At 62.5% G+C, this 7,602-nt stretch carries 9 protein-coding genes and 1 tRNA gene; 5 read left to right on the forward strand and 5 right to left on the reverse strand.

Translation table 11 applies throughout. From position 1 onward, the window contains the following. A partial coding sequence (locus AC1D12_RS18535) for a helix-turn-helix domain-containing protein (RefSeq protein ID WP_477842124.1) occupies positions 1 to 692 on the reverse strand: 692 nt, incomplete at its 3' end. Positions 693 to 842: 150 nt separating this feature from the next. Here AC1D12_RS18535 and AC1D12_RS18540 point away from each other — a divergent pair. The 4 genes from AC1D12_RS18540 to AC1D12_RS18555 all read left to right on the forward strand — a co-directional run bounded on the left by AC1D12_RS18540 (position 843) and on the right by AC1D12_RS18555 (position 4,276). After that, on the forward strand, positions 843 to 1,712 hold the full coding sequence (locus AC1D12_RS18540; protein WP_477842126.1) for an NAD(P)-dependent oxidoreductase: 870 nt from the start codon (positions 843 to 845) through the stop codon (positions 1,710 to 1,712). A 74-nt stretch (positions 1,713 to 1,786) separates the two neighbouring features. Beyond that, a complete protein-coding gene (locus AC1D12_RS18545; RefSeq protein ID WP_477842128.1) occupies positions 1,787 to 2,176 on the forward strand; it encodes a hypothetical protein in 390 nt (129 codons plus the stop codon). A gap of 213 nt (positions 2,177 to 2,389) precedes the next feature. Further along, complete coding sequence (locus tag AC1D12_RS18550; RefSeq protein ID WP_477842130.1) at positions 2,390 to 3,754, forward strand: hypothetical protein; 1,365 nt, start codon at positions 2,390 to 2,392, stop codon at positions 3,752 to 3,754. 90 nt (positions 3,755 to 3,844) lie between these two features. Continuing rightward, positions 3,845 to 4,276 (forward strand): hypothetical protein, encoded by a 432-nt coding sequence (locus AC1D12_RS18555; RefSeq protein ID WP_477842132.1) that lies wholly within the window; start codon positions 3,845 to 3,847, stop codon positions 4,274 to 4,276. A 157-nt stretch (positions 4,277 to 4,433) separates the two neighbouring features. On the opposite strand, the gene AC1D12_RS18560 is transcribed toward AC1D12_RS18555, so the two are convergent. Then, the gene (locus AC1D12_RS18560; protein ID WP_477842134.1) at positions 4,434 to 4,859 is read right to left on the reverse strand and encodes a hypothetical protein; all 426 of its coding nucleotides are present in this window, start codon (positions 4,857 to 4,859) and stop codon (positions 4,434 to 4,436) included. 101 nt (positions 4,860 to 4,960) lie between these two features. On the opposite strand from AC1D12_RS18560, the gene AC1D12_RS18565 reads away from it, so the two are divergent. Next, entirely contained in the window at positions 4,961 to 5,227 is a 267-nt protein-coding gene (locus tag AC1D12_RS18565; RefSeq protein WP_477842135.1) for a helix-turn-helix domain-containing protein, read from the forward strand. Between the two features lie 47 nt (positions 5,228 to 5,274). Here the strand turns inward: AC1D12_RS18565 and AC1D12_RS18570 are convergent. From AC1D12_RS18570 to ispH, 3 genes are all read right to left on the reverse strand, one after another. Continuing rightward, positions 5,275 to 5,362 (reverse strand) — tRNA-Ser (locus AC1D12_RS18570). A gap of 77 nt (positions 5,363 to 5,439) precedes the next feature. Next, positions 5,440 to 6,735, reverse strand: coding sequence for a serine--tRNA ligase (serS, locus tag AC1D12_RS18575; protein ID WP_047507479.1), 1,296 nt, complete (start codon positions 6,733 to 6,735; stop codon positions 5,440 to 5,442). A gap of 32 nt (positions 6,736 to 6,767) precedes the next feature. Next, on the reverse strand, positions 6,768 to 7,602 hold an 835-nt coding region (ispH, locus tag AC1D12_RS18580), incomplete at its 5' end, for a 4-hydroxy-3-methylbut-2-enyl diphosphate reductase (protein WP_477842138.1).

The following is a 7,602-nucleotide window of genomic DNA, read 5'->3' on the forward strand; positions in this document are numbered from 1 at the left end:
AGCGCGACCTCACTGGGCGGCATCTCGCCACCACGCAGCAGTGACACCGCGCGCTCGACACGCCGCTGAACGACGAACTGGTGCACCGGCACGCCGGTGCTGCGCTTGAACACCGTCTTCAAGTGCGACGCACTGATTCCCGCCACCTCGGCGAGCCGCGCGAGCGAGAGGTCGGCAGCGACGTGTGCGTCGATGTGCTCCACCACCCGGCGCAGCTGGTGCGGCGACAGCGGCGCCGGCTCGCGCCGCGCGGTGGCAGCCGAGTGGCCGAGCAGGTGCACCGCCAGCGCAATGCCCAGGGAGTCCGCGAACAGGCGGCCGCTCGGCGAGCCGGCCAGGCGGTCGGCATCCAGCGCCCACGCGATGTGCTCGATGCGGGCATCGCGGAACTGATGCCGCGGTGCGAGTGCCGCACGGCTCTCGGGCAGACGCATCTCATCCGCGGCCCGTCGCAGCAGCGCGTGCGGCAGGTGCAGCGTCAACGTGCTGCCCGCGTCGTGCTCCTCCCAGGCGTCGGACATGCCGGCCGGGACGATATCGATCTCGCCACGCCGGGCGACGAAATCGCGCATGCGGCAGGTTCCGCGCACCGGTGGGCCGGCATGCAGCTTGACGCGATGGTCGGCGATGGGCGCCCAGGCCGCAGGGCCCGGCAAGGTGGCAAGGCGCTCGACCCGCAAGTTCATCACCATCGTGTTCCTTCCTCGGGCGGCAGCGTCTGAACGTGTCCGGGAAACATCCGTTCGTGAGCGACGGCCGCCATGCGTCGGCCGCATTCTTGCCCCGCAGGCGCGCTGTGCGCTTGCCCGGCGCACAGCCGGCTTACTGCCAACGAGGACTCTATGGATGTGACCGTGATGGGATTGGGAATGATGGGATCGACGCTGGCGCAGTTGCTGCTGCGTGCCGGCCACCGCGTTCACGTGTGGAACCGCAGCGCGGCCAAGGCGGACGCCCTGGTGCGCGAAGGCGCGCTGCGCACCGCCAATGCGGCAGCGGCGGTGCGAGCGGCCGAGATCGTCGTCATCTGCGTGCACGACTACGCGGCGGCCGACAGCTTTCTGCGCGATGACAGCGTGGCGAGCGGTCTCGCGGGCCGCGTCGTCGTGCAACTGACGACCGGCAGCCCGCACGAGGCGCGCGATGGCGAGGGTTGGGTGCAGAGGCACGGCGGCGCCTATGTCGACGGGGCAATCCAGGCGGCACCCGGCCAGATGGGAACTGCGGACACGCCGATCCTCGTGTCTGGCGCGAACGACGCCTACCGTCGCGCCGAACCGGTGCTGCGACTGTTCGGGGGTGGCCTGGTCTACCTCGGGGAGTCGGCCGGGGCTGCGGCCACGATGGACCTGGCGACGCTGTCGTACGTCTACGGTGCCGTCATCGGCTTCCTGCACGGAGCGCGCATAAGCGAAGTGGAAGGCATTGGCGTCGACGCGTACGGCGAGGTCGTCGCACGAATCGCACCGGGCTTCGGCGACTTCCTCAAGCACGAGGGGAAGATGATCCATGACGGGCGTTTCGAAGTTACGCAGAGCCCGATGACGATCTCGATCGAGGCCGTGGAGCGCATGCTGCGGGCGGCGACCGATGCGGGGATCAATGCGGAGTTTCCTGCGTTCGCGGCGCAGCTCCTGCGGCGTGCAGCGGCGGCGGGGCTGGAGACTGAAGAATTGGCGGCGCTGATCAAGGTGCTGCGAGTGGCGTCGTAGCGGCATGCCGGATGCGCGTTATGCAGGATGCATGTGAAGATTGCTTCATCGCAACCGCGCGCCGGCAACTTCTGATGCTCATCGAAGGCTACACATCGGACGAACTTCTCGCGTTGCCAAACGAGGAACTCAGGGCTATCGCTCTGAGTGATGAGCCGCTGGTTTTCCGGGCGGGTTCGGCAAACCTGCTCGGGCGCTTTCGCATCGAGGGTAAGGCGCTGATCATGGAGCTGGCGCACGTGGACGGCGGCGGAGAAGGATCGCTTCCTGCGTTGGCCGCACTGGCGCGTCGATACGCAATCCGCGAGGGCCTGCATTCCATCGACTGGCGAGTCCATGCCGTGCACTGCGCAAGGCCGAACCTCAAGCTGCGTCGCGTACTCGAACGTCGCGGATTCCGGGTTGGGGCTGTCCCCGGCGTCGGAGAGTGCTATCAATTGATGGAGCCGGTGCGCTCCAACTGAGACCTGGCACCCCCGCGGCTGTCTTGCGTGGTTGAAGGGCGAATCCCAAACAAGGCAATACGCTGACAAGTCAGCACCCTTCGCTGTGACTCATTCGCGTGAACCAAGGACGTGAGCGCAGGCCTGCCCCTATGCGATCTAGGTACAAGTCTTCAACCGCTGTCTTCAATTTAAAACTACATTTGACTGACAGAAAACCTAGGGAGCAGGCGAATGCAGACGATCGCAAGCTACTTGTTGGAAACCGACGCTCTACCCGAAGCCGAGGTAGCAGAGAGGAAGGCCGCGATTCTGGCTTCAATCGATGATTGGCTAAAGTCAAAGCGCGCCGACGACCCAACTGCACGTTCAGGCTCTTTCCGCTCATTAACCCGAAATGGAGACGGAAGATTCATACGCGATACGTTGGAGCCAGCCGGAGCGTGGCTCGAAGACGTTCGACTTCATGAGGGGTCGGGCAGAGGCCAAACTATCACAACTCAAGTAGTCGCGACAGCATGGAACGGGCAAGTTTCAGTCTATGTTTCACTAACTGCTGAAAACACCTTCGTTGTCGTTGCACCCGCAGAGATCACGCCAAGGTGCCCGAAGATTGTCCGCACGCTGCTGGGTTTGTCAACCGATTGGAAATTGAATCACGAAAGGATTTCACCCGCCTATCCACTGTTCCTCGAAGGAGAGGATGCCGCGATAACATTGGAAGACGACCTGTTGTCTTCAACTCGAACGTTGCCAATTGTCGTTGTATCGCAGAATGAGGGTGAGACGATATGGCCCCGCCTCGCTGAGGAGATGGCACATGAGTTAGCAGCATTGGCACATGTCGTAGTCGTCGACGAAGCGGCGGCGTTCGCGCTCATGCAATCTCTTGGTCGTGGAAATGCTTGCTACGGTGGATCAGTTCGACTGTATTGGCCCACTCTCGGTAATGCAAATCAGGCAGGAATGTTAAACAGCACCATTTGGACCGCCTCCGCTCTACTCTCGACAGATACTGACAATCACGGCTGTATGCGTTTTCTTTCGCGCTTACGAAAGCGCATCATGTCTGTTGCAGCTCTGACGATCACCCCACCTGTTGCTATCCGGGAGATCCAGACCGCGGCAGCTCGTGCATTTATACAAGAAGTACAGGCGAAGAATTCGGTTGACCCCGAAGAATTGAAAATATGGCGCATGTACATTGATGAAAATGTGGATCTCAAGCGCCAACTTGCCGAGGCAAAGGAAGACATAGCGAAGCTGAGCGCACGCGCCGAGGTCGCCGAGTATGCGATTCAGCAATTCAAAGTTCCGCGCATTGTTCCTGAGGACGAAACTGACGAAGAAATATTTGAGGTTCCAGAGGATAAACCTCCGGAGAGTGGCGAGACTCGCTTTTACAAGAAGATTCATTCAAAGAGCGCATATGACGTGCTGGTAAAGGTAAATGACTGTGGCCACACGTCATGGCAACCCATGGCAAAAGCAGATAAAGCAAAGAAGGGCTTAGAGCGGCTTGAAGGGCGTTCGGATTGGAAGACCGCGCATCATTGCGGCACCTGCACCGGAGGCGGGATGTGGCGGATCAAATGGTGAGCCCAGCCCTAAGTCGGCCCCTTTAGTTCTTTACAGGTGCGATATTGGCCGCCGAACTTACTTTGCGCCGAATCGAATATAGGAGGAAGCATGGCCAACGAACCGACGGATCGGCAGACAGCAGACTGGTGGCGTTGGCCGCTTGTTCCATTCGCAGCTGTTTTTGGAGGCACCGTGGGGGCCTTCCTATTCGGAGTCGTACAGTGGCTTGGAATGAAGTTGCAGGGCGGCTTCTCTGAAGATGGGTGGATGTATCGCTATATCGTCCCATTCTTGGTGTCTTGTGCCTTCGGATGGCTGTATGCCTACTGCGCGTGCGCCGTGGCGCCGCGTGGCAAATTGATCGCCGGAGTAGTGATGACGACTTTGCTATTTCTCTTGGGTCTCTTGAGCATCGCAATTGTTTGGTTAAGTGAGAAATATTCACTCGGCCCAGCCATCCAGATCACTATCGGAACTGTTGCAACGTTGATTGCCGCAGTCACAGCCTTGGTTCAGGTTCATAGTGAGCAACGCCGCTGATTTGCACTCGCTTCGTTCGGCGCCTGACCACCGGGACAAGTGCTACCAGCGAGACTGGCTCCCTTCACATGAGATCCGAGCACTGCGAGCGTTGAGCACCGACATTCGGCCTGCACCCTCCACTCACGCGGATCAGCCTCGAGCCCATCGAGAACCGTCAATCGCGCTTCGATCGCTTCTGCTTTTGTGAGCGCTGTGCCTGGCGGCAATCGCGATGTCGGCGTTCCTGCACCCAATCCCCGAGACGCGTCGCCTCATCGCTCAGCAAGAGCAATGAGGTGATCCCCAGGCGCCGCAGCGCTCCCTGCCGGACCGAGTCCAGCAGCGGAGGCGCATCGTCTTCACCGCTGTAGCCATCCCGTTCCAACACGCACATCACTGCGCGCACGCCGTCGGTCACGTCGATGACTTTCTCGATCAGTTGGTTCAGTGGTCGAGCTTCGATCTGCAAGTAATCGGTCTTCGGGTCAGTCCAGCGGAAAGGCTGAAACAGCGGCGCGCATGCCTCGTCGTCTGCGGTAGCTGGGCCGTCGTCACGATCGCGAAGACGGCGGGACTTCAATCTGTTGCCAGGCATCTGCACTTCCCTTCCGTCAAGGACGCCTCTGCATCAGCGTCAGCGTCAGCGTCAGCGTCAGCGTCAGCGTCAGCGTCAGCGTCAGCGTCAGCGTCGCAAATCCCGAAATGGGATATTCTAAAACAGGATTTAACGTCGGCCGCGTGATTCGCGCCTCGACCACTTCCGCCTACGAAAATCTCCGCCGCTTGCTCACGCAAGCGCGCCTGGACGCAGAGCTGACCCAGGCTCAGGTCGCCACCCGCCTCAATCGCCCGCAATCGTTCGTGTCGAAGTACGAAAGCGGGGAGCGCCAGCTGGACGTGATCGAGTTCCTGGCGATCTGCAAAGCAATCGGCGTCGAGCCGTCACCCATCATCGAATCGCTGACGTAGCCCCAAAACAAAAAGCCCCGAACCATCCGGTCGGGGCTTTCGTCTTCTGGCGGAGAGGGTGGGATTCGAACCCACGGTACCTTGCGGTACGCCTGATTTCGAGTCAGGTACATTCGACCACTCTGCCACCTCTCCTGAAACTGGGGCTTCGGCGGGTCTACTGGGCCGAGTCGCGGATTCTAGCCCAGGAAAAGGGMCGTTCCGCCCTCCCCTCAGCCTTTCAGCACGGTTTGGCCGCCCAGGTAGGGCCGCAAAGCCTCCGGAACCGTGACGGATCCGTCAGCGTTCTGGTGGTTCTCCAGCACCGCCACCAGCGTGCGCCCCACCGCCAGGCCCGAGCCGTTCAGCGTGTGCACCAGCTCGTTCTTGCCCTGCGCATTCTTGAAACGCGCCGGCATGCGCCGCGCCTGGAAGGCCTCGCAGTTCGAGCACGAGCTGATCTCGCGGTAGGTGTTCTGCGCCGGCAGCCACACCTCCAGGTCGTAGGTCTTGGTCGAGCCGAAGCCCATGTCGCCCGTGCACAGCGCCACCACCCGGTACGGCAGCTCCAGCAGCTTCAGCACCGCCTCGGCATGGCCCACCATCTCTTCCAGCGCCTCGTAGCTCTTCTCGGGGTGCGTGATCTGCACCATCTCCACCTTGTCGAACTGGTGCTGGCGGATCATCCCGCGCGTGTCGCGCCCCGCGCTGCCCGCCTCGGAACGGAAGCACGGGCTGTGCGCCGTCAGCTTGATCGGCAGCACGCCCTCGGCCAGCACCTCGCCGCGCACGCTGTTCGTCAGCGAGATCTCCGAGGTCGAGATCAGGTACTGCTCGGCCTGCGTCTCGTCGCCGCCGCGGCTCACCCAGAACATGTCCTCCTTGAACTTCGGCAGCTGCCCGGTGCCTTCCAGCACCTCGCGGTTGACGATGTACGGCGTGTAGCACTCGGTGTAGCCGTGCCGCTGCGTCTGCACGTCGAGCATGAACTGCGCAAGCGCCCGGTGCAGCCGCGCAATCGGCCCGCGCAGAAAACTGAAGCGCGAGCCCGAGAGCTTCGCGCCGGTGTCGAAATCCAGCCCCAGCGGCGCGCCCACGTCCACGTGGTCCTTCACCGAGAAGTCGAACGTGCGCGGCACGCCCCAGCGCCGCACCTCCAGGTTGCCCGATTCATCGGCGCCTTCGGGCACGCTCGCATGCGGCAGGTTGGGCACGCTCATCAGCATCACCGAGAGCTCCGCCTGGATCGCCTCCAGCCGCTCGCCCGAGGCCTTCAGCTCATCGGCCAGGCCCGCCACCTCGGCCATCACCGCCGAGGTGTCTTCGCCCTTGCCCTTGAGCATGCCGATCTGCTTCGACAGGCTGTTGCGCTTCGCCTGCAACTCTTCGGTGCGGGTCTGCAGCGTCTTGCGCTCGCCTTCCAGCGATTGGAACTGCGCGACGTCGAGGTACGGTTGCGGCGACTTGCGCTTCTCGAGCAAGGCGACGACGCTGGCCAGGTCTTTGCGCAGCAGGTTGATGTCGAGCATGGGGTTCTCTTCTTTTGTCTACTGGATGGAATTCAGATCTCGGCCATGGACTTGTCGCCCAGGCCCTTGGGCAGCGGGAAATGCGTGGTCTCGATCACGCCCGGCATCTTGCGCACCGACACCGCTCCCAGGCTGCGCAACCGCTCGATCACCTGCTGCACCAGGATGTCGGGCGCCGAGGCACCCGCCGTCAGCCCCACGCGCCGCTTGCCGTCGAACCACTGCGCCTGCAGGTCCTCGGGCTGGTCGACCATGTAGGCATCGGCACCGAGCCGCTCGCCGAGCTCGCGCAGGCGGTTGCTGTTCGAGCTGGTCGGGCTGCCGACGACGATCAGCACGTCGACCTGCGGCGCCAGCACCTTGATCGCATCCTGCCGGTTCTGCGTGGCGTAGCAGATGTCCTGCTGCTTCGGCTCGCGCACCAGCGGAAACCGCTTCTTCACCGCCGCCAGGATCTCGGCCGCATCGTCCACCGACAGCGTGGTCTGCGTCACCACCGCCAGCTTGTCGGCCTGCGCCACCTGCACGCGCCCGACATCGGCCACGTCTTCCACCAGGTAGATGCCTTCGTTGAGCTGCCCCATCGTGCCCTCGACCTCGGGGTGCCCCTTGTGGCCGATCATGATGAAGTCGTAGCCCTCCTTGTGCAGCTTGGCCACCTCCACGTGCACCTTGGTCACCAGCGGGCAGGTGGCATCGAACACGCTGAAGCCGCGCTGCGCCGCCTCTTGCCGTACCGCCTGCGACACGCCGTGCGCGCTGAACACCAGCGTGGCRCCCGGSGGCACGTCGGCSAGGTCYTCGATRAAGATCGCGCCYTTKKCCTTCAGGTCGTTGACGACRTAGGTGTTGTGCACGATCTCGTGG

The organism is Rhizobacter sp. P1_G5 (assembly GCF_056405435.1).